Source organism: Mesorhizobium sp. U510 (assembly GCF_059180695.1).
The window spans coordinates 3,139,308-3,163,147 of sequence record NZ_CP180532.1; the positions used below are offsets into that span (position 1 = coordinate 3,139,308).

General features: G+C 63.3%; 23 protein-coding genes. 15 read left to right on the forward strand and 8 right to left on the reverse strand.

Annotated features, from left to right (window positions below; translation table 11 throughout):
- From ACLGL5_RS16675 to ACLGL5_RS16685, 3 genes are read right to left on the reverse strand one after another with little or no spacing between them, the layout of a single operon-like run.
- The gene (locus tag ACLGL5_RS16675) at positions 1–864 is read right to left on the reverse strand and encodes a carbohydrate ABC transporter permease (RefSeq protein ID WP_069091591.1); all 864 of its coding nucleotides are present in this window, start codon (positions 862–864) and stop codon (positions 1–3) included.
- Positions 861–1,751 (reverse strand): carbohydrate ABC transporter permease, encoded by an 891-nt coding sequence (locus tag ACLGL5_RS16680; RefSeq protein ID WP_019856766.1) that lies wholly within the window; start codon positions 1,749–1,751, stop codon positions 861–863. Before ACLGL5_RS16680 ends, ACLGL5_RS16675 begins: the two co-directional genes overlap by 4 nt.
- Positions 1,751–3,043: an ABC transporter substrate-binding protein gene (locus tag ACLGL5_RS16685; RefSeq protein WP_069091592.1), complete on the reverse strand. Its 1,293-nt coding sequence runs from the start codon at positions 3,041–3,043 to the stop codon at positions 1,751–1,753. Before ACLGL5_RS16685 ends, ACLGL5_RS16680 begins: the two co-directional genes overlap by 1 nt.
- A gap of 315 nt (positions 3,044–3,358) precedes the next feature.
- Between ACLGL5_RS16685 and ACLGL5_RS16690 the strand changes: the two genes are divergently transcribed.
- The 7 genes from ACLGL5_RS16690 to ACLGL5_RS16720 are packed head-to-tail and all read left to right on the forward strand — an operon-like array spanning position 3,359 to position 9,673.
- Positions 3,359–4,630 carry an extracellular solute-binding protein gene (locus ACLGL5_RS16690; protein ID WP_019856768.1) on the forward strand — a complete coding sequence of 424 codons (1,272 nt, stop codon included), beginning with the start codon at positions 3,359–3,361 and terminating at the stop codon, positions 4,628–4,630.
- Between the two features lie 52 nt (positions 4,631–4,682).
- The gene (locus tag ACLGL5_RS16695; RefSeq protein WP_020628794.1) at positions 4,683–5,615 is read left to right on the forward strand and encodes a carbohydrate ABC transporter permease; all 933 of its coding nucleotides are present in this window, start codon (positions 4,683–4,685) and stop codon (positions 5,613–5,615) included.
- Positions 5,612–6,469, forward strand: coding sequence for a carbohydrate ABC transporter permease (locus ACLGL5_RS16700; protein ID WP_069091593.1), 858 nt, complete (start codon positions 5,612–5,614; stop codon positions 6,467–6,469). The genes ACLGL5_RS16695 and ACLGL5_RS16700 overlap by 4 nt, the downstream gene beginning before the upstream one ends.
- Positions 6,466–7,206, forward strand: a complete 741-nt coding sequence (locus ACLGL5_RS16705; RefSeq protein ID WP_069091594.1) for a PIG-L deacetylase family protein — start codon at positions 6,466–6,468, stop codon at positions 7,204–7,206. The genes ACLGL5_RS16700 and ACLGL5_RS16705 overlap by 4 nt, the downstream gene beginning before the upstream one ends.
- Complete coding sequence (locus tag ACLGL5_RS16710) at positions 7,203–8,078, forward strand: ROK family protein (protein WP_064983287.1); 876 nt, start codon at positions 7,203–7,205, stop codon at positions 8,076–8,078. Before ACLGL5_RS16705 ends, ACLGL5_RS16710 begins: the two co-directional genes overlap by 4 nt.
- The gene (locus tag ACLGL5_RS16715) at positions 8,075–8,845 is read left to right on the forward strand and encodes a GntR family transcriptional regulator (RefSeq protein ID WP_032920989.1); all 771 of its coding nucleotides are present in this window, start codon (positions 8,075–8,077) and stop codon (positions 8,843–8,845) included. Before ACLGL5_RS16710 ends, ACLGL5_RS16715 begins: the two co-directional genes overlap by 4 nt.
- A 36-nt stretch (positions 8,846–8,881) precedes the next feature.
- The gene (locus tag ACLGL5_RS16720; RefSeq protein ID WP_019856774.1) at positions 8,882–9,673 is read left to right on the forward strand and encodes a sugar isomerase domain-containing protein; all 792 of its coding nucleotides are present in this window, start codon (positions 8,882–8,884) and stop codon (positions 9,671–9,673) included.
- A gap of 106 nt (positions 9,674–9,779) precedes the next feature.
- On the opposite strand, the gene ACLGL5_RS16725 is transcribed toward ACLGL5_RS16720, so the two are convergent.
- Both ACLGL5_RS16725 and ACLGL5_RS16730 read right to left on the reverse strand, forming a co-directional pair.
- Positions 9,780–11,063 (reverse strand): D-tagatose-bisphosphate aldolase, class II, non-catalytic subunit, encoded by a 1,284-nt coding sequence (locus tag ACLGL5_RS16725; protein WP_019856775.1) that lies wholly within the window; start codon positions 11,061–11,063, stop codon positions 9,780–9,782.
- On the reverse strand, positions 11,060–12,013 hold the full coding sequence (locus tag ACLGL5_RS16730; RefSeq protein ID WP_069091595.1) for a tagatose kinase: 954 nt from the start codon (positions 12,011–12,013) through the stop codon (positions 11,060–11,062). Before ACLGL5_RS16730 ends, ACLGL5_RS16725 begins: the two co-directional genes overlap by 4 nt.
- A gap of 261 nt (positions 12,014–12,274) precedes the next feature.
- Here ACLGL5_RS16730 and ACLGL5_RS16735 point away from each other — a divergent pair, with 261 nt between their 5' ends.
- Positions 12,275–13,309 (forward strand): LacI family DNA-binding transcriptional regulator, encoded by a 1,035-nt coding sequence (locus ACLGL5_RS16735; RefSeq protein WP_038645181.1) that lies wholly within the window; start codon positions 12,275–12,277, stop codon positions 13,307–13,309.
- On the opposite strand, the gene ACLGL5_RS16740 is transcribed toward ACLGL5_RS16735, so the two are convergent.
- The 3 genes from ACLGL5_RS16740 to ACLGL5_RS16750 all read right to left on the reverse strand — a co-directional run bounded on the left by ACLGL5_RS16740 (position 13,297) and on the right by ACLGL5_RS16750 (position 16,564).
- On the reverse strand, positions 13,297–14,247 hold the full coding sequence (locus ACLGL5_RS16740; RefSeq protein WP_083246941.1) for an alpha/beta hydrolase: 951 nt from the start codon (positions 14,245–14,247) through the stop codon (positions 13,297–13,299). The genes ACLGL5_RS16735 and ACLGL5_RS16740 overlap by 13 nt on opposite strands.
- A 138-nt stretch (positions 14,248–14,385) precedes the next feature.
- Positions 14,386–15,534: a Gfo/Idh/MocA family protein gene (locus ACLGL5_RS16745; RefSeq protein WP_038645183.1), complete on the reverse strand. Its 1,149-nt coding sequence runs from the start codon at positions 15,532–15,534 to the stop codon at positions 14,386–14,388.
- A 268-nt stretch (positions 15,535–15,802) separates the two neighbouring features.
- Complete coding sequence (locus ACLGL5_RS16750; protein ID WP_010914678.1) at positions 15,803–16,564, reverse strand: DeoR/GlpR family DNA-binding transcription regulator; 762 nt, start codon at positions 16,562–16,564, stop codon at positions 15,803–15,805.
- Between the two features lie 162 nt (positions 16,565–16,726).
- Between ACLGL5_RS16750 and ACLGL5_RS16755 the strand changes: the two genes are divergently transcribed.
- The 7 genes from ACLGL5_RS16755 to ACLGL5_RS16785 all read left to right on the forward strand — a co-directional run bounded on the left by ACLGL5_RS16755 (position 16,727) and on the right by ACLGL5_RS16785 (position 23,838).
- Positions 16,727–17,527: a beta/alpha barrel domain-containing protein gene (locus ACLGL5_RS16755; RefSeq protein ID WP_019856781.1), complete on the forward strand. Its 801-nt coding sequence runs from the start codon at positions 16,727–16,729 to the stop codon at positions 17,525–17,527.
- Positions 17,528–17,530: 3 nt separating this feature from the next.
- Positions 17,531–18,481, forward strand: a complete 951-nt coding sequence (locus ACLGL5_RS16760; RefSeq protein WP_069091596.1) for a PfkB family carbohydrate kinase — start codon at positions 17,531–17,533, stop codon at positions 18,479–18,481.
- Positions 18,482–18,569: 88 nt separating this feature from the next.
- Entirely contained in the window at positions 18,570–19,715 is a 1,146-nt protein-coding gene (locus ACLGL5_RS16765) for an ABC transporter ATP-binding protein (RefSeq protein WP_019856783.1), read from the forward strand.
- 122 nt (positions 19,716–19,837) lie between these two features.
- Positions 19,838–21,085: an ABC transporter substrate-binding protein gene (locus tag ACLGL5_RS16770; RefSeq protein WP_010914682.1), complete on the forward strand. Its 1,248-nt coding sequence runs from the start codon at positions 19,838–19,840 to the stop codon at positions 21,083–21,085.
- Positions 21,086–21,219: 134 nt separating this feature from the next.
- Complete coding sequence (locus ACLGL5_RS16775; protein WP_010914683.1) at positions 21,220–22,116, forward strand: carbohydrate ABC transporter permease; 897 nt, start codon at positions 21,220–21,222, stop codon at positions 22,114–22,116.
- 5 nt (positions 22,117–22,121) lie between these two features.
- Positions 22,122–22,964, forward strand: coding sequence for a carbohydrate ABC transporter permease (locus ACLGL5_RS16780; protein ID WP_019856785.1), 843 nt, complete (start codon positions 22,122–22,124; stop codon positions 22,962–22,964).
- Positions 22,965–23,016: 52 nt separating this feature from the next.
- Entirely contained in the window at positions 23,017–23,838 is an 822-nt protein-coding gene (locus ACLGL5_RS16785) for a sugar phosphate isomerase/epimerase family protein (RefSeq protein WP_069091597.1), read from the forward strand.
- The last annotated feature ends 2 nt before the right edge of the window (positions 23,839–23,840 follow it).

The window sequence follows — 23,840 nt, forward strand, 5'->3', positions numbered from 1 at the left end:
CTATCCCTTGATCGCCGAGCCGACGATGGAATCGACGAAGAAGCGCTGCAGCAGGACGAACAGGATGAGCGGCGGCAGCACGGCCAGCGTCGCGCCGGCCATCACCAGGCCGGTATTCACCGCGCCACGGTTGTAGCTCAAGAGCCGGCTCAGGCTGATCACGATCGGGTAGGCGTCGGCATTGCCCTGCAGCACGGTCAGCGGCCAGAGATAGCTGTTCCAATGGTAGACGAAGGCGAACAGGGCGAGTGCGGCGATCGCCGGCGCGACGCTGGGCGCCACGATCTTGAAGAGGATCAGCAACTCTGAAGCGCCGTCCATCCGCGCCGCATCGATAAGGTCGTCCGGCACGCCTGATATGAACTGGCGCATCAGGAAGATGCCGAAGGCATTGGCGAGGTTGGGCACGATGATGCCTGCCAGGCTGGCATTGAGCCCGATCGAGCCGACCAGCCGATAGAGCGGGATCAGCGTGACGATCGGCGGCAGGAACATGGTGGCGATCAGCAGCGAAAACAGCAGCGATTTGGCGGGGAAGTGGTATTTGGCGAAGGCATAGCCGGCCATCATGCTGGTGATCAGGATGCCAGCGGTGGTGATCGAGGCGATGACCAGGGAATTCCACATCGAGCGGCCGACATTGACCACGCCGGAAACCTTTTCATAGGCGTCGAGGCTGGGTGTGTGCGGTATCCACACCGGCGGCACCTGCATGCTCTCGGCCGGCGTCTTGAGGCTCGACAGCACCATCCACACCAGCGGGAAGGCCGAGGCCACGGCGACCAGCAGCATCAGCGTCGCCAGCAGCGCCTTGCGCCCGGACGGGCGCTTGCGCGGCAGCCGGCTCGATGATCCCCCGCTCATTCCTGATCCTTCCGGTTGGCGAGAGCAAACAGCGCGCAGACCACAACGATCAGTGAAAGCATCAGCATGACCGCCATCGCCGAACCCAGACCGCCTTGCGCGCGCTCGATGCCGACGCGGCGGATGTGGTAGGTGAGCACATTGGTCGAGCCGACCGGCCCGCCTTGCGTGATCAGCGCCACCGGCTCGAACACCTGCACGGCGTTGATGATGGCGATGACGGCGCTGAACAAAAGCGTGCGCCGCATCAACGGCAGCGTGATGAAGCGGAACTGCTCGAAGCGGTTGGCGCCGTCGAGCTTCGCTGCCTCGTAGAGGCTGCCCGGGATCTGCGTGAGGCCCGCGATCGCCAGCACGGTGAAGTAGCCGACCTGCTGCCAGACATTGAGCAAGACGATCGAGACCAGCGCTGAGCGCGGCGACGACAGAAAGGGCTGCGGGCCGATACCGATGAGGCCGAGCATCTGGTTGAGCGGTCCTTCGCTCGGCGAATAGAGCTTCGACCAGGCCAGCGCCACCGCGATCATCGGCACCATGTAGGTGGAGAAGAGCACAGTCCGCAGCGCCGTGCCGCCGGCGACATCATGCTGGTAGACCATCAGGCCGAACGCGACCGATAGCGGCAGGATGAGGATGACGGAGAGCGCGGTGTAGATGGCGGTGTTGGTGAGCGCGCCCTTAAAGTCACGCCCGACCGAGGAGGCCCCAAAGATCTCGCGGAAATTGTCGAGGCCGACGAAGCTGGCGCTGGAAAACGGCGTCTGCGTCGACCAGTCCTGGAAGGACAGCCAGACGGTGAGCATCATCGGCAACAGGATGAAGATGCCGATCAGCGTCACGGCGGGCGTAAGCATGATGCCCGCCGAGGCACGGTACCTCTGGATCATTATTTGGCGGCGCGCTCCAGGATCGAGGTGGCGTCGGCCTGCGCCGTCGCCTGCGCATCCTTGGCCGAGACCTGGCCATACTGCAACGCCTCGAGCGTCTGCTGCAGGGATTCCGAGAATTCCTGTCCGCCCGGCACGACCGGAAACGGCTTGGCATCGGCGAGCACGCTGACATAGCCGGAGAGGAATTCCGAGCCGAGCTTTTCCTTGTGTGCTTCGATATCGGACAGGCGCGAGGGCAGGATGCCCATCGACATCAGGATATCCGACATGGCCGAGGCGCCGTTTTTGCCGGACTTCGGATTGTTGAGCCAGGCCAGGAATTCCCACGCCGCCTTTTGCTCGGCAGCACCCGCATTGGCGTTGACCACGGTCATCCACGAATAGGAGATCGAATGCGGCTTGTCGCCGCTCGGGCCGACCGGGATCGGCGCGGTAGCGATGTCGGCGAACTTGTCGCCCATGCCGGTCTTCAGCGCGCTTTCCCACCAATTGGCCATGATGATCATGCCGGTCTTGCCGGAGACGAAATTGTCGAGGAACGGACCGGTGGTGTTGGCATCCGCCGTCGCCATCGCCGGCACGCTGGCGCCCGACTTGATCAGGTCCTCATAGAGCTGGAAGGTCTGCGCGGCTTGCTGGCTATCCAACACCGGCGTGCCGTCCTTGACCAGCTCGCCGCCGTTAGAAACGAGCAGCGAAGCGAAGGGATGGACGACGCCGGCCGCCCAGCTGTTGATCATGCCGAAACCCTGCTGGCCGGCCTCCTTGTTGGTCAGTTTCTTCGCCGCATCCTTGAACTCGTCCCAGGTTTTCGGTGGCGCCGCGATGCCGGCCTGCTTGAACAGCGCCTTGTTGTAGTTCAGCGCATAGACGTCGATCTCGTTGGGAATGCCGTAGAGCTTGCCGCCGACTGAGGCAGCGCTGGTGATACCCGCCGGCCAAGAGGCCTTGACCTCGCTGGCCACCGCATCGGGAGCGGGCGCGACCAGCTTGTCGCGGGCGAGTTCCGGCAGCCACAGATCATAGATGCCGCCGATCGTCGGGCCATCTGCGTTGCCGCCTTGCGAGCGCAGCGTGGTCAGGAGATCGCCAAAGGGAACGGCACGCACCGTGACGCTGACGTCCGGATTGGCCTTGGCATAATCCTTGGCAGCCGCTTCCAGCAGCGCGACCGTCTCCGGCGACCAGTGCGTCAAATAGGAGATGTTGACCGATTGCGCCCATGCCGTGGCGGGCAGGATGGCCAGGCCCGCGGCGAGCGCCAGTTTCGAAGTCCAGGCAAACGACATTCCTCATCCTCCCTATCGATCACGATGACGTTATGACAACTTCAAGCGATGGCGCAAGAGCCTGTCGGCGAAAAAGCTGGTATCGAGCGGTTTCAGATTTCTTCGCTCTGCCGAATAAGAAGATTTTATCGTTATAAAACAGTATATTGATTGCATGAAACCACTACTTCTTCCCTGACGGCGCCATGCCCGAGGCGTGCCAGACCTCTTGCGAATGCTGCTATGTCGTTATAATGACTTTGCCCGAGCCAATGACTCTCTCGCGGCGTCGAAGCGCTGCGGGACGCCAAGGACAGAGAAAATGGGAGACTGGCAATGAGCATGCTTTCACTTCATCGACGTACCGCCCTTGGCCTTATCGGCGGCCTTGCCGCCGCCTGCGCCGGCGTCTTCACTGCCTTGCCGGCGAGGGCCGACAGCACGGTGACACTGTGGAGCTGGCGCACCGAGGACCAGGCCGCGATGCGCCGCATCTTCGATGCCTTCGAGGCGAAGAACCCTGGCATCAAGGTCGACATCCAGTTTACGCCGGACGCCGATTACCAGAACCGTCTGAGCACCGCCCTGCGCGGCGGCCGGGGCCCCGACATCGCCCAGCTCAAGGCCTATGGTGAATTGCAGCCCTTCGTCGACGCCGGCTATCTCGACGCGCTCGACGACAGCGTGCCCGAATTGAAGAACATGGCGGACGCCGCGCTGGGCGGCGCGCGCGGCCGCACCGACGGCAAGCTCTATGGCGTGCCCTATTCGGTGCCGATGATGGGCGTCTTCTACAACCAGGATATTTTCGCCGCCCAGGGCATCGAGATCCCCAAGACCTACAAGGATTTCGTCGCCGCTTGCGAGAAGTTGAAGGCGGCCGGCATCACGCCGGTCGCCACCGGCGGCGCCAACGGTTCGGCCTGGGAGCTGGAGATCGGCGTCGGCGTCATCGGCCCGACCGTCTACGGCCCGGGCTTCTACGACGAGATGATGACCGGCAAGGCGACCTTCGAGGATCCGCGCTATGTCGCGGCGTTGAAGCGCTTCGCCGATTTGAAACCCTATTTCCCCGATGGCTTCGCCGGCATCGACTACACCACTGCCACGCAACAGTTCATCGGCGGCAAGGCCGCGATGTTCCTCGGCGGCTCGTTCGAGAACGGCAGCTTCAAGGCGCAGAACCCGAAGCTGAAATTCTCGATCTTCCCGTTCCCGGCCGATGATGCCGGAGCAAAGCTCTACACTTCCGCCTTCTCCGACGGCTCCTACGGTCTCGTCTCCGAAAGCGCCAACAAGGAGGCAGCGAGCAAGGTGCTGGGCTTCATGGCTTCGGCCGAATTCGCGCAGATGTTCGCCGACGAGCTCGGCTGGCCGCCGGCCCGCACCGATGTCACCGTCAAGGATCCGGTGCTGGCCGAGATGATGGCGATGTCGAAGAACTCGACGCCCTATCTGACGCTGGTCGGCTTCCGCTGGCAGTCGCCGACGGCCTCCTCTGTGCTGCAGTCGGAGATCATCGACATGGTCGAAGGCAACATCGCGCCGGAGAAACTGGCGGCCGACATGCAGGCCGCCGTCGCCACCTGGTTCAAGCCGAAGCATTAGGGAGCCGGCCGGCCGCATCGCGGCCGGCCTCTCGTCCGGACACAAACAGCGCATGAGCAACCTTCGCCGCACAAGCAGCCTTCGCCGTACGCAGCAGCGCATGGCGGTGCTTTTCATCCTGCCGGCGCTGGCGGTCTATGCCCTGTTCGTCCTCTATCCGCTGGCGATGTCGCTGTGGGGCAGCTTCTTCACCTGGAAGGGGCTGCGCATGGTCGAGTTCGCCGGCCTTTCGAATTTCTCGCGGCTGTTTGTTTTCCCGAGCGGCGCGCGGCTCTATGGCGCGCTCTGGCACAACACCGCCTGGTTCTTCGGCATCATGGTCTTCCAGAACGGCATCGGGCTTTTGTTTGCTTGGCTGCTGTTCCTGCGCGACAAAGGTGCCGCCTTCTTCCAGTCGGTCTTCTTCTTCCCGGCGGTGCTGAGCCCGGTCATCGTCGGCGCACTGTGGCGGCTGCTTTTGGCGCCGGGCGGCGTCGTCGAATGGGCGCTGAATGGGCTTGGCCTGCACCAGGGCAGCCTCACCGTGCTCGGCAACAGCCGCACCGCGCTTGGCATGCTTATCGCGGTCGACGCCTGGAACTGGATGGGCCTGCCGGTGCTGATCTACACGGCCGGTCTGCGGCAGATTTCCGGCCAGATCTTCGAGGCGGCGAAACTCGACGGCGCCGGCAATGCGCGCATGCTGTTCTCGATCGCTCTGCCACTGCTGGTGCCGGCGCTGGGCACGCTGACGACCTTGTCCTTCATCAATACCTTCAACCAGTTCGACATCGTCTATGTCATGCAGGGCGTTCAGGGCAATCCGAGCTATTCGACCGACACGCTGGTGACCTATTTCTACCGGCTGGCCTTCGGCGCGGAAGGCGCCGTCGGCATCACCGATATCGGCCTCGCTTTGGCACTTGGCACCATGCTGTTCCTGATCCTCAGCGTCGGCACGCTGATGATGCTGCGGTTCTTCGACCGCCGCACGGTGCAGCTATGAGCGCGCTGGCGATTTCAGGCAGGGCGGCGATCTCGCGGCAATTGGCGCGGCTGCCCGGCTGGACGGTGTTGGCCGTGTGGACGGCGGCTGTGCTGTTGCCGCTCTACATCCTCGTCGTCTCCTGCTTCAAGACCACGGCCGAGATCTACGCCAACCGGCTTGGCCTGCCGCAAAGCTGGGCTCTCGACAATTTCGTCAACGCCTGGACGCGCGCCGATCTCGGCCACAATTTCATCAACAGCCTGATCGTCACCGGCGGTGCGGTGGTGCTCACCATCGTCGTCTCGGCCATGGCCGCCTATCCGCTCAGCCGCTATCGGCTTGGCTGGAATGCTGTCATGCTCGGCCTGTTCCTGTCCGGCATCATGCTGCCGATCCGGCTGGCCTCGGTCGAACTGTTCACGCTGATGCGCAATCTCGGCCTCCTGGATTCGCTGACCGGATTGATCCTCGTCTATTCGGCGATCCGCATTCCCTTCGCCGTCTTCATTTTCGCCAATTTCATGCGCGTACTGCCCTCCGAGCTCGACGAGGCGGCGCGCATGGATGGCGCCGGCGAAGTCCGCATCCTGTTCCAGATCATCCTGCCGATGGTGAGGCCGGCGGTGTCAATCGTCGCCATCTTCACTGCGATCGCGGTGTGGAACGATTTCTTCTTCCCGCTGATCTTCATCTTCGACGATCGCTACAAGACGGTGCCGCTGGCGATCAGCGTCTTCGTCGGCCAGTTCCGCACCGACTGGGGTCTGGTGTTCGCGTCGCTGGCGATCTCAATGGCGCCTATCCTGATCATGTATTGTTTGCTGGCGCGCCAGATTCGCGAGGGCGTCGGCGCCGGGGGAGGCATGAAATGATCGAGGACAGGATCTACGCCGCGCAGTCCATCCTGGTGGTCGGCGCGCATGCCTTCGATGCCGAGGTGATCGCCGGGCCGCTGGCTGCGGCCGCCGTGAAGCGTGGTGCCGCGGTAACCTTTCTGCACCTGACCATGGGCGAACAGGGCCATCCCTGTTTGATCCCCGAGCATTATTGCGTGCAGAAGCAAGAAGAAGCGGGCAGGGCGGCCGCGCGCCTTGGGGTCACGCTGCGCAGTCTTGGGCTGCGCGATGCCTTCCTGCCTTCCAACGACGAGACGGCGCTGAAAGTGTGCGAGGTCATTCGCGAGCTGAAACCTGAGATCGTCATCACCCATTGGCACGGCAGCTGGCACAAGGACCATCGTGCCGCAGCGCATCTCACGCAGACCGGCATCTTCTTCGCCGCCCTGCCGACCATTGCCAGCGACCATGCGGCGCACACGCCGCAATTGCTGCTGTTCGGTGAGAACTGGGAGGACGATGACGGTTTTCGCCCGGAGCATCTTGTCGATGTCAGTGACGGCTTCGAGGCCTGGACCGGGGCGGTCAAGGAATATGAGCTGGCGCGAGGCTTGAGCAGCTTTCCCTACGTCGACTATTACAGCGCGCTCTACCGCCTGCGCGGCTGCCTGCGCGGCACGCGCCATGCCCAGGCTTTCACGGCGGCATCGCATTCCTGGAATGCCGGCAGCGGCCTGTTCTCGCCACCGTTCGGCAAAGGGTCGGGCCGATGACGCGGGTTCTGGCCATCGATCTCGGCGGCACCAATCTGCGCGCCGCCATCTCGACCGGCGACATCAGCGCGTTGAAGGTGCTGAGCCGTGAGCTGGCGCCGGCAAGCCTCGATGCTCTTGTCGCCCGCATCAACGCACTGTGCGCGGAAGCCGGCTCGGTCGAGGCGCTTGGCATTGCGGTGCCGGGGCTGGTCGAGGGCTCGGCCTGCCGCTGGATTCCGAACCTGCCATTCCTCGACGGCGTCGACCTCCAGGCGCTGTTTCCGGGCCTGCGCATCGCGCTTGGCAATGACGCGCAGATCGCGCTGCTGGCCGAAGCCGTCGAAGGCAGCGCGAAAGGCATGTCGGACGCGATCCTGCTGGCGATCGGCACCGGCATCGGCTCGGCGGTGCTGGCCAATGGCCGTATCGTTGCCGGCGCGCATGGCGGCGCCTGTTCGTTCGGCTGGGCGTGCGCCGACATCAGGGACCATGGCGCGGAGCGCAGCGGCTGGCTGGAACGTGCCGCTTCCGGCAGGGCGCTCGATGCGCTTGCCGGCCAGATCGGGCTCGCCGACAGCCGCCAGCTGATCGCCGCTGCCCGCGCCGGCGAGCTCGCCGCGCAGACCTTGCTTGAAGTGCCGGCACGCCAGATCGGCACGGCGCTTGCCGGCGCGGTGGCGCTGCTCGACCCGCAGGCGGTGCTGATTTCAGGCGGGCTGGCCGAGGCGCTGGACGTGATGCGCCCGCCGCTGCTCGCGGCACTGCGCCGTCAGTTGCCCTCGCATTTGCGCGGCATTGAGATCCAGCCCGGCCATTTCGGCCCGGATGCGGGACTTGTCGGCGCGGCGCTGGCCGGCCGTGTGGGGGAAGGGTGGAGGCAGGTGCGATGAGCGAAGCGAGCTTTCAGCAGCCGGACCGCAGAAGGCCGGAGCCGCTCTGGTATCAGGTCGAGGAGGCGATCCGCGCCATCGTCAAGAGCGGCGAATGGGCAACGGGCGACCAGATCCCGGCCGAAGACAGGCTGTGCGCCTTGTTCGGCGTGAGCCGCATCACTTTGCGCCATGCCTTGCGCAATCTCGAGGAGGCCGGGCTGCTGCGCCGCGAACATGGCCGCGGCACCTTCGTGCGCTCGACCACGCTGGTCGCCGGCACCCGCGAGCTGACCAGCTTCACCCAGGAGATGGGCAATATGGGCGTGGTCGCCGGCTCGCGCCTTCTCGATTGCAGCCTCACCACCGCCAATGCCGCCGCCGCCGGCGCGCTGGAGATCGAGGAGGGTGATCCGGTGGTGCGCATCCGGCGGCTGAGACTGGGCAACAATGAGCCGATCGGTATCCAGACGGCGCAGCTGTCGGCCGTGCGCGTGCCGGGCTTCCTCGACGCCGGCCTGTTGCAGGGCTCGCTCTACGAGGCGCTGGAGCGCCATTACGGCATCGTACCGGTGGCCGCGCGCGAGAATTACCGCGTCGGTGCCGTCGGCGCGGCGGATGCCGAACTGCTCGATCTCCCGGCCGGCAGCCCCGCTTTCGTCGTCGAGCGCATCACCACCGACGAGCGCGGCCCGTTCGAATTCACCGTCTCGATCATGCGGGGCGACCGCTATGAAATCCGTTCGACGCTGCGCGCCGGCCGCGTCCCGTCAACCCCCAGAAGCTGATCCTTTCCAAGCCTAGATATCAACAGGAGTACCCAAGTGTCCGATCTCTACATCCACCGTCTCACCGCCCTTATCGATCAGGCGGCAAAAGCCAATGAAGAGGCCTTCGGCCAGGCCGCCAGCCGCTTTGCCGACTCGCTCGAAGGTGGCGGGCTGGTCCATCTCTACGGTTCGGGCCATTCGGTGCTGCCGGTTCAGGAAGTGTTCCCTCGCTACGGCAGCTATGTCGGCTTCAACCCGCTGACCGACCCGCGTGTCATGTGGCACAACGTGCTCGGCGCCGGCGGTGTGCGCGAGCTCTTGTGGCTGGAGCGGACGGAGAAATACGCCGAGAAATTCCTCGACCACCAGCCGCTCAACAAGGGCGACTCGATCATCATCTTCGGCCATAGCGGCCGCAACTCCTCCGGCATCGACACCGCGCTCTATGCCAAGAAGCGCGGCATTTTCGTCGTCGCGGTGACCAGCAAGAACAATTTGGACAAGCCGGCGACGCACTCCTCCGGCAAGCGGTTGGCGGATGCGGCGGACCTCGTCATCGACACGTGCTCGCCGATCGAGGACGCCATCGTGCCGGTCGAAGGCTGGAGCCGTCCGGTTTCCGGCTCGTCGACGGTGCTCGCCATGATCCTGGCGCACGAACTGATCGCGCGCACCGCCGAGCAGCTCGCCAAGCGCGGCATCGAACTGCCGGTCTTCGCCTCGCCGACGATTGCGGGCGTGACGCTGCACGACACCGACGTCATCTACGGCGTCTACCGCGAACGCATGCTGGAAGCGCAGAAGAAGCACCTGCCGACCTTCCAGGCGACAATGCGCGGGGAGTGATATTCCGAGATTGGGGAGGCGATGCCTCCCCAACGCGCACCGCGATCTGGAATAGGGGCGCAGGGCTGGGCGGCGCTGGCCTTGTACCGAAGCCGTAACCGGCGGATCAGCCGGTTGCGCTGGCGTAGATGTCGAGAACTTCTGTCACGCTGGCGATCAGCAACTCCCCGGCCTTTGGCGCCGCGGACCCGTTCGCCACCGCGCCGTCGAGATGGCCGAGATACTGGCTGATGAGGGGCAGGGGGATGTCGCGGTCGCCGAGCGCGTGCATCAGCGCTTCCGTCGCGTGCTGTGCCGCCGGCGCCGGCCAATAGTAGCGGATGCGGTCGCTGTAGGAGAAGTGGCGTTCGATCCGCTGCTCTGGCTCGGAGCCGTGGTAGTAATTCTTCCAATTGCCCGGCGCTGCCAGCATCACGCGCTCCATCGCCGCCGGCAGGCTTTCGCGCGCCGGGTCGGGAGCCAGAATGTCGGCGATATGGCTCAGGCCATAAAATGCTTCGCGCAGCGCGAAGGTCAGCCATGGCCCGACCTTGAGAATGGCGAAGCCGTCATCGACCAGCGCGGTCAGAGCCGAGACCGGCTGGTAATCGGTCGAATGCGCCTCGAAGACGAATTGCGGCAGATCCCGCAACGTGCCGGCCAATGCTCGGGCGCGTTCCGGTTTATAGGTGATCACCTCGGCATTGCCGAATTCGACGCCCGGCTGCACGACGACGCCGAGCGCGCGCGAAAAGGCCTGGTCGAGGCCTCGCCGGCTGAAGGCATCGCGGTGGAGACGCACCGTCTCTCGTGCCGCTTCGGGCGTCGTCACCGCCAGATGGTCCATCGCTTCCAGGGCGCCGCCCGGCACCGGCACTTCGGTGCCGATGACATAGACAGGCTTTGTGCCGCCCGTTCGTTCGGCGGCGGCCTCCGCCACCTCGGCCAGTTCGGCGGCGCGCGCGGCGATCGTCGCATCGGACGGTGCGGCACCTTCGCCGGCGCAGCCCATGCTGGCATCGAGATGGATCTTGGTGAAACCGGCCTCGGCATAGGCGTCGACCATGCGCGAAGCCTTGGCCATGGCCTCGAACGCTGGCAGATGCTTCCACGGATTGGGGCCGAGATGATCGCCGCCGAGCACCAGCCTGTCGAGGGAAAATCCGATCTTGCCAGCGATCGTCTCGACGAAGCGTCGGAAATCCGCTGGTGTCATGCCGGTATAACCGCCTTCGTGGTTCACCTGGTTGCAGGTGGCCTCGATCAGCACGTCGGCGTCGCGCGCCTTGCCATGGCGCAGCGCCGCCTCGATGACCAGCGGATGGGCCGAGCAGATCGAGGCGATGCCGCTGCGTTCGCCGGCCGCACGGCGCGTCGCGATTATCGCCAGCCTGTCCGTCGCCTGGCTCATGCCGGCGTTCCGGTTCGGGCGGTCGCGAGGAAGGCCTCGACCGTGGCAAGCGAGGCGATGCCCTCCATCGGGCCCTTCCTGGTCACCGCCAGCGCGCCGCAGCCATTGGCGATGCGCAGTGCTTTTTCAGGTAGTTCTCCACGCAGCCAGAAGGAGACGAAGGCCGCCGCAAAGCAGTCGCCGGCGCCGGTCGGATCGATTTCGTCGACGACGAAGCCGGGTGACGCGGTGCGTCCGGTCTTGTCGTAGTGAACGGCACCTTGCGCGCCTTTCTTGATGACCACGGCGGAGATGCCGCGGTCCAGCATTTCGCGCACCGCGCTCTCCTCGTCGGTCGCCCCGGCGAAGATGAACAGTTCCGGTCCGCTCGGCAGGAAAACGTCGGTCTTCGATAGCACGAAGTGCAGTGCATCGCGCAGGCCCGGCAGATCCAGCATCTCCTTGCGGATGTTGGGGTCGAAGGACACCGTGCCGCCGCGCGCCTTGACCGTCTCGATCCCTATACGCGCCACCTCGATCACCTCGGGCGAGAACAGCGAGGTGCCCATGACGTGAAAATGGTCGGCGCTGGCGAGCAGCGCGCGTGCCTCGGCGCCGATCTCGATCAGGCCGGCGGCACTTTGCTTGATGTTGTAGACGAAGTGCCGGCTGCCATCGGTTTCATAGGTCACGAAAGCTGTGCCCGTGGCGGCGCCCCGGTGAACCTTGATGGCCGAGATGTCGGCGCCGTCGGCGCGCAGGCGCTCGATGTTCAAATGGCCGAAATCATCGTCACCGACGGCCGCGATCAGGCCAGCCGGCTGGCCGAGCCGTGCCGCCTGGTCGATGAAGATCGCCGGCGCGCCCGATGGAAACGGGCCGACCAGCGGGCCGGGGGCAAGGAAACTCTGGCCGATCCGCTCGGCCATGATCTCGACCAGGATCTCGCCGGCACAAACCAGTTTCTTCATGTCCTCACCATTGCCGGATGGTTGGCGGCCGGTTGCCGAGCGCCTTTCGTCATGTCCGTGCGGGTTCAAAACCTAAGTCGCAGCTTTTGGAGCGTCAATAAATAATTTGACGCGCGCAACTCTTTTGCGTTGTACTGGAAACGCAAAAATTTGACTGAACAAATTCGGTCAAGCAATGCTGCCTCGCGGCAACGGCCGCAAGACTGATTCTGGCCCGACCGGGAAGGTTGACGGGCGCGAGCAAAGGGGCTGGACATATCGATGGCGGAGAAGACCCACCGCACGATGGATGATTTCGCCAGGGCGTCAGGCGTGTCGCGACCGACCCTGTCGAAGTATTTCGATGATCCGGCCAGTGTTAAGCCGGCGACGCGGGCGCGCATCGAAGCGGCGCTGCGATCCTCGGACTATCAGCCGAACGTTTTCGCGCGTAATCTCAACCGCAAGCGCACCCGCAATGTCGGCATTGTCGTGCCGGCGCTCACCGATCCGTTCTATGCCGAAATGGTCAGCCGCATCGAACTGCGCTGCCGCGACGAAGGTTTCTGGCCGATCGTCATCTCCTCGCACGGCTCGCCGAAACTGGAGGCGGAATCAGTCAGGACGCTGATGTCGCTGAAGGTCGCGGGCGCCATCGTCGCTCCGCTGGGGTTGGTCTCCGAACCCGGCGTCTTCGAGCGGATGAGCGAGGACATTCCGATTGTCTATTTCGACACCTATATCGAAGGCGACACGCCTTTCGTCGGCAACGACAACCACCAGAGCACGTCGACCATCGTCGACTATCTCTGCCGGTCCGGCGAACCGCCGGCCTATGTCGACATTCCGCACGTCAATCACAATTCCGGCGAACGCCTGCAGAGCTATATCGACACGATGCGGGCCGCCGGCCTGGAACCCGTCGTGCTCAAGGCGGCAGGCGACTACAGCTGGGATTTCGAGCGCATCGGCCATGAATGGATGGACAGGACACTCGAGAACGGCGGCCTGCCGGCGCGCACGCTGCTGTGCGCCAATGACCGCCTCGCTTTCGGCGTCATGGCGGCGGCCTTTTCGCGCGGACTGAAGATCGGCCGCCGGGCCGATTGCGATTTCCGTGTCGCCGCCCATGACGATCATCCGCTGAGCCGCTACACCTGTCCGGCGCTGACCACCATGGCGCAGGATTTCGCTGCCATGGCCGGCCGCAGCGTCGAGATCCTGCTGGCCTTGCTGGATGAGGCCGATCCACCCGGCCAGGGTCTGGCGCGCAACGTGAAGCTCGGTGCGACGCTGGTGATGCGTCAGTCGGCCTGAACACGCGTCTGCAATTGCAGCCAGGCCGCCGCCTCGCTCACCGCTTGCCGCGCGGCCAGTATATGACGGCCCATCGAGACGAAGCCGTGGATCTGACCCAGCCAGGGCCGCAGCACCAGAGGCACGCCTTCGATCCGCAGGCGCTCGGCATAGGCCGTGCCTTCGTCGGCAAGAATGTCATGGCCGGCGATCACGACGAATGCAGGTGCCGCGCCGGCAAGGCTCGATGCCAGCAGCGGCGAGACGCGCCAGTCCGTGATGTCGTCCGGCGTTCGCACATAGTGGTCGCGGAACCAGGCCATGGTGGCGGCGGTGAGCCCGAAGCCGTCGCCGAAGCGCCGGTAGCTGTCCGCCGTCTGGCGGGCATCGGTGTTGGGATAGATCAGGACCTGCGCGGCAAGCCGGGGTATCAGCCCGTCACGGGCGAGCAATGCCAGAACGGCGGCAAGGTTGCCGCCTGCGCTGTCGCCGGCAACGCTGATGCGAGCGGGGTCGATGCCCAGTTCGCCGGTATTCTGCGCCATGAAGCGGAGCGCTGCCGCGCAGTCCTCGAGCCCGGCGGGAAATTTATGCTCCGGCGCCAGCCGGTAATCGGGGCAGACCACGACGGCGTTGCCCAGATTGGCCAGCCATCGGCAGATCTCGTCATGCGACGAGAGATTGCCTATGACCCAGCCGCCGCCATGCAGATAGAGCACGGCGCGCGCCCCGGTGCGCGGCGCGCCGATGCCGCGATGGATGCGGATCGTGACCGGGCCGTTCGGCCCATCGATCTCTTGTTGCAAGGTCGCCGCCACCGGCTCGTGTTCGCCCTGCTGTGTCGGGAACGAAGCGTTGTAGGCAGCCCGAGCCGCCGCCACGCTGCCGTTTTCGAAAGGCTCGCCGCCGGCCGCACGGCCGATTTCAAGGGCGCGCAAAGCATCAGGGTCGAGCGTCATTGCCATCTCCATCGAAAGCAATTCCAGGAAAAGTGTACAGCGGTTTTCCCGGGAAAAGCGCGTAGCGCGCTTTCCCGTGGGAATTGCGTGAAACAAGAGATAGGGCGGTTCGCCGTTTCCGCGAAACGGCGAACCGTTCTAGGCAAGGAGGGTGCTTGCCTCGTCCTCGGTCAACAGCGCCGGCTGGACCACGTCACCGGTGATGGCGACCGAGCCTTTCGTTTCGCCGGAATGCAGGATCGCCTCCATGATTTCCAGCACATGCAGCGCCAGATTGCCGGACGCACGGGGTGCGGCGCCTGTCTTCAGCGAGCGCACCAGATCGGCGACGCCGAGCATGCGGTAATTGGCGCGGTCAGGCGCCGCATACGGCCAGTTGCGGGCGCCGTAGAGCTCGCCTTCGCTGGCGAAATCCTTCCACTCCGCGCCGCGCTCGGACAGCGAGACAGTGCCGCCGAACGTGTCGGGATCGGGCAGGCGCAGCGAGCCTTCCGTGCCGTGCAGCTCAATCGGATGGTTGGAATGCCTGAAGACGTCCCATGAGGCGCCGAAGGTAACGGTGGCGCCCGAGCGGAATTCGAGCAGGGACAGCACGTTGGTCGGCGTCCCGACCTTGAATGTGGTGTTCTTGAACGACCCTTCGGCAGTGATCAGGCGTTCCTCCTGGCCGCGTGTCGCCATAGCCATGACGCGCGCGACCGGGCCAAGCAGATTGACCAGCATGGTCAGGTAATAGGGGCCCATGTCGAACACCGGGCCGCCGCCCGGCTGATAGTAGAATTGCGGGTTGGGGTGCCAGTGCTCCATGCCGCGCCCCATCATGAAGGCCGTGCCGGTGACCGGGCGGCCAATGGCGCCCTCATCCATCAGGCGGCGCGCGCGGCGCCCGGCGGCGCCGAGGAAGGTGTCGGGCGCCGAGCCGAGCAGCACGCCGCGCTTGGCGGCCTCCGCTACCAGCCTGTGCCCGTCGCTGGCCGACGTCGCCAGCGGCTTTTCAGTGAAGACGTGTTTTCCCGCTGAAAGGGCTGAAAACGAAATGTCGAAATGCGCGGCGGGAATGGTCAGGTTCAGGACCAGATCGATCTCGGGGTCGGCCAGTAGCGCGTCGACGCCGAGCGCCTGGATGCCATATTCCTTGGCTCGCACCGCCGCCATGTCGGCGGAGATGTCGGCGCAGGCGCGTAATTCGATTCCACCGAAGAGGGCGGCATTGCGCAGGTAGGTCATCGAAATGTTGCCACACCCGATGACGCCGATTGCGAGCTTTTCCTTTGATTTTGCCTGCATTTCTGATCGGTCCTCCCAATAGGGTCATGCTCTGCTTGATCCGCTGCGTCGGCAACGGATCGTGGTGGAAGAGCCCTATACAACATTTTAAATCTTGACGCGCGTAAAATTTTTATAGACCATGCGGAAATGGCGGCGCAATATCGGGAGGCCGCTAGCCCTGGGAGGAGAAAATGACCGACATCAAGAAACGGCCGACCGCCGATGCGAATCCCGTGGGTCATGCGCGCATTGGATATTTCCGTCGCGGCCAGGGACCGCGACAGGGTCAGGCATAGATCACCTTGGCCCCGGTCCTATCGAGTTGGCTGCGTATCGGGCCGGACAGGCCATCGTCGGTGATCACAACATCGACGCTCGACAGCGAAAATGCCTTGGAGGTCCCGCTGACGCCCCATTTGCTCGAATCCGCAAGAAGGACAACGCGGCGGGCCATGCGCACGAGGTTTCGCTTCGTTCGCGCCATGTCTTCGTTCACGTCGACCACATCCAGTGACGAGTCAATCGCATGCGCTCCAACAAAGACCTGATGCGCTACCAAGCCGCCGAGAGCCGTGTCGGCATCGGTGATCAGCGTGCTCACCGTGTCCGGATAGACCCGGCCGCCGATCATGTGAACGTCGAGTCCGGGCCGATGCATCAGATGCTGCACGATATTCATTGCCGTGGCCGCGACCACGACATTGCTGAGCGGCGGTAACAGCATGGCAACCTGCATCAATGTCGAGCCGCCGTCGAAGATGACCGATTGGTTGTCCTCGAACAGTTCCACCGCTGCCCGGGCGATGCGCTTCTTTGCGTCGAGGTTCGTTTGCATCCGCCGGGCGAAAGCGGCCGTGGTCGAATCCGTGGTCCGGGTCACCGCCCCTCCACGCGTCTTGGTCAGCAGTCCCTTGCGGTCCAGTATCTCGAGGTCGGAGCGCACCGTGACTTCCGACACGCCAAAATTGTCTGACAGATCCTTGATGCGAACCTGTCCGCTTCGTTGCACTTCACCCAGGATCGATTGGCGTCTCTGCTCTGACAACATTGCCCTGTCCTTGCCTCCATGCGCCAGGCGATCGCCCTGGCCTCGGTTCACTCTACCAAAAATATGCGAATTCGAAAGGTTTCGAAAGATTGCATTTAACCTTTCTTTCGAAAACACTATGTCCAGGATTTTGAAATCAATCGATTGGAGAGTTTTGGACTCATGAGCCTCGGAACCAAGGTGCGCCTGGCGCGCCTCTTCTCACATCCATCGGGGAATCTTTTTGGCGGCGCGGTCGACCACTTTGTCGGCTATGGCGACGTGCGCAGAGGAGGTCTTGCCGACCTGCCGGGCGCGCTTGCACGCGTCATGGCGGGCAAACCCGACTATGTCAGCATCCAGCCTGGCACCGCGCGCCATCTGTGGCCGCAATATGCGGGCAAGGCTTCCCTGGTGATCCAGGCCGGCTGCTTCACCCCGGACGATCGCATCAGCGAACTGATTGCAACGCCCGAGGATGCGGTGCGCGCTGGCGCCGATGCGTTGGCGGTGGCCATTCCGGTGCGCGGCGCGACCGAGGGCAAATACATTCGCTGGCTGACCGATTCGGTGAATGCCGCGGCCCGCTACGGCATGCCGGTGGTGGCGCATATCTACCCTCGCGATTTTACCGACGGAGCTAAGATCGTCTTCACCCCCGACGAGATCGCCTATGCGGCGCGCATAGGCTACGAGTCCGGTGTCGATGTGATCAAGATCGGTTACACGGGCGATTTCGAGTCGTTCCGAGAGACCGTTCGGACCTGCCCGGTGCCGGTTGTGATCGCCGGTGGTCCGAAGACCGATACGCTGCTTGGCGCCCTTCAGCAGACGGCGGACGCCATCCGTGCCGGCGCGCGCGGTGCCGTGGTCGGCCGTAATCTCTGGGGGCATGGCGATCCTCAGAAGGCAGCGCTTGCCTTTCGGGGCGTCATCCACGACGGCCTTTCGGCGCAAGACGCCTTGGCGAAAGCGGGGGCCTGAGCGATGCCCGCCGTCCCCTCGATCCTCGGCTTCGGCGCTATTGCGATCGACGACATCGTCTATGTCGATCAGCCGTTGTCGGCAGGCAAGGGGAGGGTTCGGCAAAGTGCCCGGGCTTTCGGGGGAAATGTCGCGACGGCCCTTGCCGCCGTCGCGCGGCTCGGCGGAAGCGCCGGGTTCGTCGGATGGCTGGGCGATGCCGCGGACGACCCGGTACTGTGCGATCTCATTGAGAGCGGTGTTGAAACCGCATTCGCGCCGCGCCACGCCGACGCGCGCCCGGTGCGCTCACGCATCACGGTCGGCTCGGACGGGGAGCGGTTCATCGCATATGACGACGACGCGATGCTGGGCACCACGCCGGATTTCTCAGACGAGGTCCTCAGCCGAGCGGCCGTCCTGATCGTCGACAGTTACGCGATCCGGTCGGTGGATGTCGTGGCTCGGGCTCGCGATCACGGCCTTGCGATCCTCGGCGATATCGAATGGAGCGGTGGCCCAGCCACGGAGAGGCTGATGGCGCTCTGCGACCACCTCATTCTTCCTCTTGGCTTTGCGCGGGCCGCTACGGGCTGCCGATTGCCCGCCGAGATGCTCGAAGGATTGTGGTCGCCGTCGCGATCCGCCGTGGTTCTGACCGATGGCGGCAGGGGCGTATATTATCGCGGGCGTGAAGAGACACGGCTCTGGCAACTTCCGCCGCACCGGGTTGCCGTTGTCGACTCGACCGGCGCCGGTGACTGCTTTCACGGCGCCTACGCCCATGCATTGACGCGCGGCGCCGACACCGCAGGCCGAGTGGCATTCGCTGCCGCGGCGGCAGCCCTTTCGATAACGGGGCGTGGCGGGCGCGAGGCGCTTCCGACCGAAGACCAGGTAACGGAACTGCTGGCATCGGCGAACGCGCCGTCGGCGGTCGAACTGAAATATGCGCAGGTCGATACAGGAACATAGACTGCAACCATCCGAGGAAGCATCTCACAGGCGAAAGGGCCAAGAAGAATAATAAAAACCAGCGGCTTAGACTTGTGGAGGGAGGAATATGGCAGAAGTCGTTCTTGAGAATATATGCAAGACATACGGGAACAATTTTCGCGCAATCGACCAATTGAACCTGTCGGTCGAGGACGGCGAGTTTTTGATTCTCGTCGGGCCGTCGGGCTGTGGAAAATCCACTGCGTTGCGGATGATCGCGGGATTGGAGGACATCACCAGCGGTAGTCTTCGGATCGGCGGTACCGACGTCGTCGACATGCCGCCCAAGGACCGCGACATCGCGATGGTCTTCCAGAGCTACGCGCTTTACCCGCATATGACTGTGTTCGAAAACATCGCCTTTTCGATGCGGCTGGCAGGCAAGCCGAAGGCCGAACGCAAGAAGCGCGTCGACGAGATCGCCAAGACCCTTCAGCTGACGTCTTTGCTGGACAGCAAACCCGCCAACCTTTCCGGCGGACAGCGTCAAAGGGTTGCCATGGGCCGCGCCATGGTGCGCGAGCCGGCCGCCTTTCTCATGGACGAACCCCTTTCGAATCTGGACGCCAAACTGCGCGTGCAAATGCGCGCCGAAATCACCCGCCTGCAAAAGCAGCTCGGCGTAACGACCATATACGTGACCCACGACCAGACCGAAGCGATGACAATGGGGGACCGGGTCGCCGTGCTGAAGGGCGGTGTGCTGCAGCAGGTCGACACGCCCAAGAGGCTCTACGAATCACCGGTGAACGCCTTCGTTGCCGGCTTTATCGGCTCTCCCTCGATGAACCTTTTCGAAGCGACCCTGACGGGCGGCGAACTGATGCCCGGGGCCTTTGCCATTCGGCTGCAGGATGCGGCCTTCGTGCGCAGGCCGGGTTTGAAGTCGTATGCGGGGCGCAAGGTCGTGTTCGGGATACGACCGGAGGATCTCTATGACAGCAGCCTCGAATCCGGCCGCAAGTATCAGACGATACCGGCAAGGGTGACCTCGATCGAAGAACTCGGGTCGGAACATATCGTCCATCTCAACATCGACGCGGTCCGGGTGGACTCCGGCGACCCCGACGCGGTGCAGGATTTCGGCCTGACGTCGAATGCGGTGGCGAGATTCGAACCGGACAGCACAGTCCGTTCCGGTTCGGAAATCCGGTTGGCCCTGGATGATACCAAGCTCCATTTCTTCGATCCCGAGACGCATCTGGCGATCTGACGAATTGTGGCAGAGCCCGCGGGCGAGGGCGAGGCGCCCACGAAGTTCGCGTAAGAAGACTTCTGAATGAAGCAGACGATCGGCTGCATTGTGCGGTCGATCCCAAAGAAGGAGGAGAAAAAATGACGTTTCGGATAAAGCCCGCGATGCTGAAAATAGCCGCGGCAGCATGGTTGCTTGGCGCAACAGCGGCAATGGCGGACACCACGCTGGAATTCACCCAGTGGTGGGAGCCGGAGCTGCCCGCAGGTTCTTTGCGGAAAATCATGGACGATTTCGAGGCCGCGAATCCCGGCATCAAGGTGACGCTGGTCAGCGGTCCCTACGCGACCACGCGAGACCAGATCTCGGTTGGCGCTGCAACCGGAACGCTCAGCGACGTCGTCGGTCTCGACGGCGCCTGGGTGAACAATCTGAACGCGCAGGGTGCGCTTGCTGACATGAACCCGATGATGGATGCGAGCAAGTTCGATAAAGCCCAAGTCGCGGACATCATCAAGGTGGACGGCAAGGCGGTGATGTTTCCCGTCGCTTCCTTCGTCTATCCGGTCTTCGTCAATCTGGACCTCGCCGCCCAGGCGGGCGTGACCAAGCTGCCGTCGACCCGTGCGGAGTTTCTCGAAGCCGCCAAGAAGATGACCCATGCCGACAAGAACCAGTATGGCTGGGTGCTGCCCCTGTCGCTGCAGACGCCATCCGGCGTCCAGAACGACATGATGTCATGGGTTTGGGCTTCGGGTCAGTCGATGATGGCGAACGGCAAGCCAGCCCTTGAGGGCAAACCGGTGGTGGACATGCTCACCTTCGTCAAATCACTCAACGACGCCGGCACCATCTCGCCCGGCATCGCCACCAAGACCGAGCAGGAAAAGGTCGAGGAATTCGTCAACGACCGCGTCGGGATGATGATCGACTCGCTCGCCCATGTGAACCTCATCCGCAAGCGCAATCCCAAGCTGAACTTCGACCTCATCCCGGTCCCGGTCGTGGAAAACTATACCGGCAAGCGCGGCCTTCCCTATGCCTCCTGGGGCATCGGCATCTCTGCCGCCTCGAAACATCAGGAAGAGGCCTGGAAACTCGTCCAGTATCTGATGAGTGAAAAGGTGAACGCCAAGCTCGTGTCGCTTGCGAACGCCTTCCCGGGCAACGTCAACGCCAAGCCCGATTTCGTGACCTCGGACAAGGCTTTCGCCAAGGCTTTTGAGATATTCAAGACCGGTTATCTCGCCAATGAGTTCACGGGCCTGCCGGTGGCTGAAGACCTGATGACCCAGTTCGACGTGCAAGCCCAGAAGATGCTCGCCGGGGAGCAGTCTCCGGAGCAAGCCGCAACCGCCGCTCAGAAGGGCTGGATGGCGAAATTCTGATCGACCCGTTCCGGTTTGCTATCTTCTGCCGGGTGGCCTGACTTCGGGCCACCCGGCAACAACGGATCGGCAATTTGAGATGGCTCAGTTTCCGAAGTTTACCTTCTCTTGAAGGCGTATCCCAAGGTTGGCACATGACCCGGCAAAAGCGCTCCCACCACAAGCTGAAACGAGCGGTCGCACCCTACCTCTATCTGTCGCCCTCGCTGCTCATAATCGGGCTTCTGATGCTGCTGCCGATGGTGACGGTGATTGCCTACTCGTTCCAGAACAGCGCGGTGCTGCGTCGTGACCCAACCTTTGCCGGACTGAAACATTACCAGGCGATCTTCGACGATCCGGTGTTCTGGGCATCGCTGTGGCACACGCTCTACTTCACATGCATGAGTGTCATTTTCCACATGACCATCGGCATGGTCTTCGCGCTCATGCTGAACAGCGACCGCATCAATCCGACGCTGCGCAATATTCTGCGCGTGCTCTACATACTGCCCTGGCTGTTCACCGCGGTGATCATCGCGGTGATCTGGCGCCTGCTGCTCGAGCCGAACGGCGTGGTGAACAGCATTCTCATGCAAATCGGCATTATCGGTTCCAAGATCGAATGGTTTTCCTCGCCTGAGACCGCGCTGCACGCCGTCACCTTCGCCAACATCTGGGCGGGTTATCCGCTCTTCATGGTCAGCCTGCTCGCGGGTTTGCAGGGCATTCCCAAGGATTTCTACGAGGCCGCCGACATCGACGGGGCGAAAGCCTACCAGAAGCTGATCTTCATCACTATCCCGCAGCTGATGCCGATCATCATCAGCATCTCGCTGCTCGACTTCATCTGGACCATGCAGGTCTTCCCGTTAATCTGGATAACGACGGGCGGTGGTCCGATCTACTCGACCGAGGTCCTCAGTACCTACACCTATAAGCTGGCGTTTTCGAGCTACAACCTGTCGCAGGCTTCGGCGAGCGCTGTGGTCATCTTGTTGATCTCTCTCGGCCTGACGCTGTTCTATATTCGCTATCAAAAGGCTCGGTAGTCACCATGAGGAAAAGGCATACGCCAAAAGACAGGCTGATCACCGTCGCGCTTCATGTAGCGCTTGCAGCGGGACTCTTCTTCGCGGCATTCCCGATCTACTGGATGCTGAGCAGTTCGTTCAAATCGAATACCGAAATCTTTGCCCTGCCGCCAACCATCCTGCCAAAGGCCTTCACGCTGGAAGCGTATGCAGCCATCCTCGGCGACCCGGTAAAGCTGCGCTTCTTCTTCAACAGCTATTTCGTGGCGGGAACGGTAACCGTGCTGACGGTGCTGATCGCCTTGCTGGCGGCCTACGGGTTCAGCCGCTTCAACTTCCGCGGCAAGGGCAGCCTGAACACACTCATCATCAGCACGCAGACGATTCCGCCGATCACACTTTTGATCCCGTTCTTCGGGCTTGTCGTCTCATACGGTATCTTCGATACCTATGTCGCACTGATCCTGACTTACCTGGTGTTCACCCTGCCGTACGCGATCCTGCTGATGACGGGATATCTGAACACCTTGCCCCGCGATCTCGATGAAGCCGTGGCTGTCGATGGCGGCACCAGCTGGACAGCGCTTTGGCGGGTGATCGTCCCGATTTCGCTGCCTGGTATCGTGGCGACGTCGGTCTACACCTTCCTGTTGTGCTGGAACGAATTTCTCTTTGCGCTGACGCTGACGAAATCAACGTCCATGCGCACCGTCCCGATCGGCATCCAGCTGTTGATGGGGCAGCACGCCTTCGAATGGAACCAGATGATGGCGATGAGCGTGCTCGGCTCGCTGCCGCTCTTGCTCATCTACCTCGTTGCCCAGAGGTACTTCCTCGCCGGGATGACCGCGGGCTCGGTCAAGTAGGATGTCCATGCCACGGCGGCATCAACTATAAGCGGTATCAAGGATTGAAAGGATGAACGTGAAGGACCTTAAAGTCGGCTGCCAGACCTTTACCTGGGAAATGCTCGGCGACCGTTTTGCCGGCGGCCCCGACGATCTGTTGAAGGCCATTGCCGACGGCGGCTATTCCGGCATCGAGATCACCGACACCATGATCGGCCGCTACGCCGACCGGCCGTCGGAATTCGCCGCCGCGCTGAAGTCGTCCGGCCTGACGCTGGTCTCCTTTGCCTTCGGCTCGAACAGCGGCTTTACGCTGAAGGAGGAGATTGGCGCCGACCTCGAGGCGGCGCAGCGCTGGATCGATTTCGCCGCCGCCTTTCCCGGCGCGCTGGTCTCCATGGGTTCGGCAACCGTGGTGTCCGACGGGCCGCGCGACGGCAAGTTCGCCATCGCCGCCGAGGTTTACAACAGGGCCGGCGAACTCGGCCGCAAGGCCGGTGTCCAGGTGGCGGTGCATCCGAGTTCGCACCACAACACGCTGCTGTTCGACCGCGCCGACTACGACAGGATCTTCGCCTTGCTCGACCGCGATCTGGTCGGCTGGGTGCCGGACACCGGTCATATTTTGCGCGGCCACAAGGACATGGCCGACACGCTGCGCACCTATCGCGACCGCATCCGCTACATCCACTTGAAGGACGTCGACGCCAACGGCACCTGGGCGATGCTGGGCAAGGGGGTCTGCGATACCCCTGCAGTTATCGAGATTGCCGGCACCGCGCCGCGTTTCAATGGCTGGCTGGTGCTGGAAGAGGAATCCGAAACGGCCGCCGCCGATCCCGCCGGCGCGGTCAAGACCAACCGCCAGACGATGCGCAGCTACGGCGCCTGAAG

Excerpts from the sequence above, each read along its gene's own strand:
- ACLGL5_RS16750 (WP_010914678.1), bottom strand. The coding sequence starts at position 16,564 with ATGTTGTCAGAGCAGAGACGCCAATCGATCCTGGGTGAAGTGCAACGA.
- ACLGL5_RS16715 (WP_032920989.1), top strand. The coding sequence starts at position 8,075 with ATGAGCGAAGCGAGCTTTCAGCAGCCGGACCGCAGAAGGCCGGAGCCG.
- ACLGL5_RS16740 (WP_083246941.1), bottom strand. The coding sequence starts at position 14,247 with ATGACGCTCGACCCTGATGCTTTGCGCGCCCTTGAAATCGGCCGTGCG.
- ACLGL5_RS16685 (WP_069091592.1), bottom strand. The coding sequence starts at position 3,043 with ATGTCGTTTGCCTGGACTTCGAAACTGGCGCTCGCCGCGGGCCTGGCC.
- ACLGL5_RS16680 (WP_019856766.1), bottom strand. The coding sequence starts at position 1,751 with ATGATCCAGAGGTACCGTGCCTCGGCGGGCATCATGCTTACGCCCGCC.
- ACLGL5_RS16745 (WP_038645183.1), bottom strand. The coding sequence starts at position 15,534 with ATGCAGGCAAAATCAAAGGAAAAGCTCGCAATCGGCGTCATCGGGTGT.
- ACLGL5_RS16690 (WP_019856768.1), top strand. The coding sequence starts at position 3,359 with ATGAGCATGCTTTCACTTCATCGACGTACCGCCCTTGGCCTTATCGGC.
- ACLGL5_RS16785 (WP_069091597.1), top strand. The coding sequence starts at position 23,017 with ATGAACGTGAAGGACCTTAAAGTCGGCTGCCAGACCTTTACCTGGGAA.
- ACLGL5_RS16770 (WP_010914682.1), top strand. The coding sequence starts at position 19,838 with ATGACGTTTCGGATAAAGCCCGCGATGCTGAAAATAGCCGCGGCAGCA.
- ACLGL5_RS16675 (WP_069091591.1), bottom strand. The coding sequence starts at position 864 with ATGAGCGGGGGATCATCGAGCCGGCTGCCGCGCAAGCGCCCGTCCGGG.
- ACLGL5_RS16695 (WP_020628794.1), top strand. The coding sequence starts at position 4,683 with ATGAGCAACCTTCGCCGCACAAGCAGCCTTCGCCGTACGCAGCAGCGC.
- ACLGL5_RS16700 (WP_069091593.1), top strand. The coding sequence starts at position 5,612 with ATGAGCGCGCTGGCGATTTCAGGCAGGGCGGCGATCTCGCGGCAATTG.
- ACLGL5_RS16775 (WP_010914683.1), top strand. The coding sequence starts at position 21,220 with ATGACCCGGCAAAAGCGCTCCCACCACAAGCTGAAACGAGCGGTCGCA.
- ACLGL5_RS16710 (WP_064983287.1), top strand. The coding sequence starts at position 7,203 with ATGACGCGGGTTCTGGCCATCGATCTCGGCGGCACCAATCTGCGCGCC.
- ACLGL5_RS16765 (WP_019856783.1), top strand. The coding sequence starts at position 18,570 with ATGGCAGAAGTCGTTCTTGAGAATATATGCAAGACATACGGGAACAAT.
- ACLGL5_RS16730 (WP_069091595.1), bottom strand. The coding sequence starts at position 12,013 with ATGAAGAAACTGGTTTGTGCCGGCGAGATCCTGGTCGAGATCATGGCC.
- ACLGL5_RS16705 (WP_069091594.1), top strand. The coding sequence starts at position 6,466 with ATGATCGAGGACAGGATCTACGCCGCGCAGTCCATCCTGGTGGTCGGC.
- ACLGL5_RS16780 (WP_019856785.1), top strand. The coding sequence starts at position 22,122 with ATGAGGAAAAGGCATACGCCAAAAGACAGGCTGATCACCGTCGCGCTT.
- ACLGL5_RS16760 (WP_069091596.1), top strand. The coding sequence starts at position 17,531 with ATGCCCGCCGTCCCCTCGATCCTCGGCTTCGGCGCTATTGCGATCGAC.
- ACLGL5_RS16725 (WP_019856775.1), bottom strand. The coding sequence starts at position 11,063 with ATGAGCCAGGCGACGGACAGGCTGGCGATAATCGCGACGCGCCGTGCG.
- ACLGL5_RS16735 (WP_038645181.1), top strand. The coding sequence starts at position 12,275 with ATGGCGGAGAAGACCCACCGCACGATGGATGATTTCGCCAGGGCGTCA.
- ACLGL5_RS16755 (WP_019856781.1), top strand. The coding sequence starts at position 16,727 with ATGAGCCTCGGAACCAAGGTGCGCCTGGCGCGCCTCTTCTCACATCCA.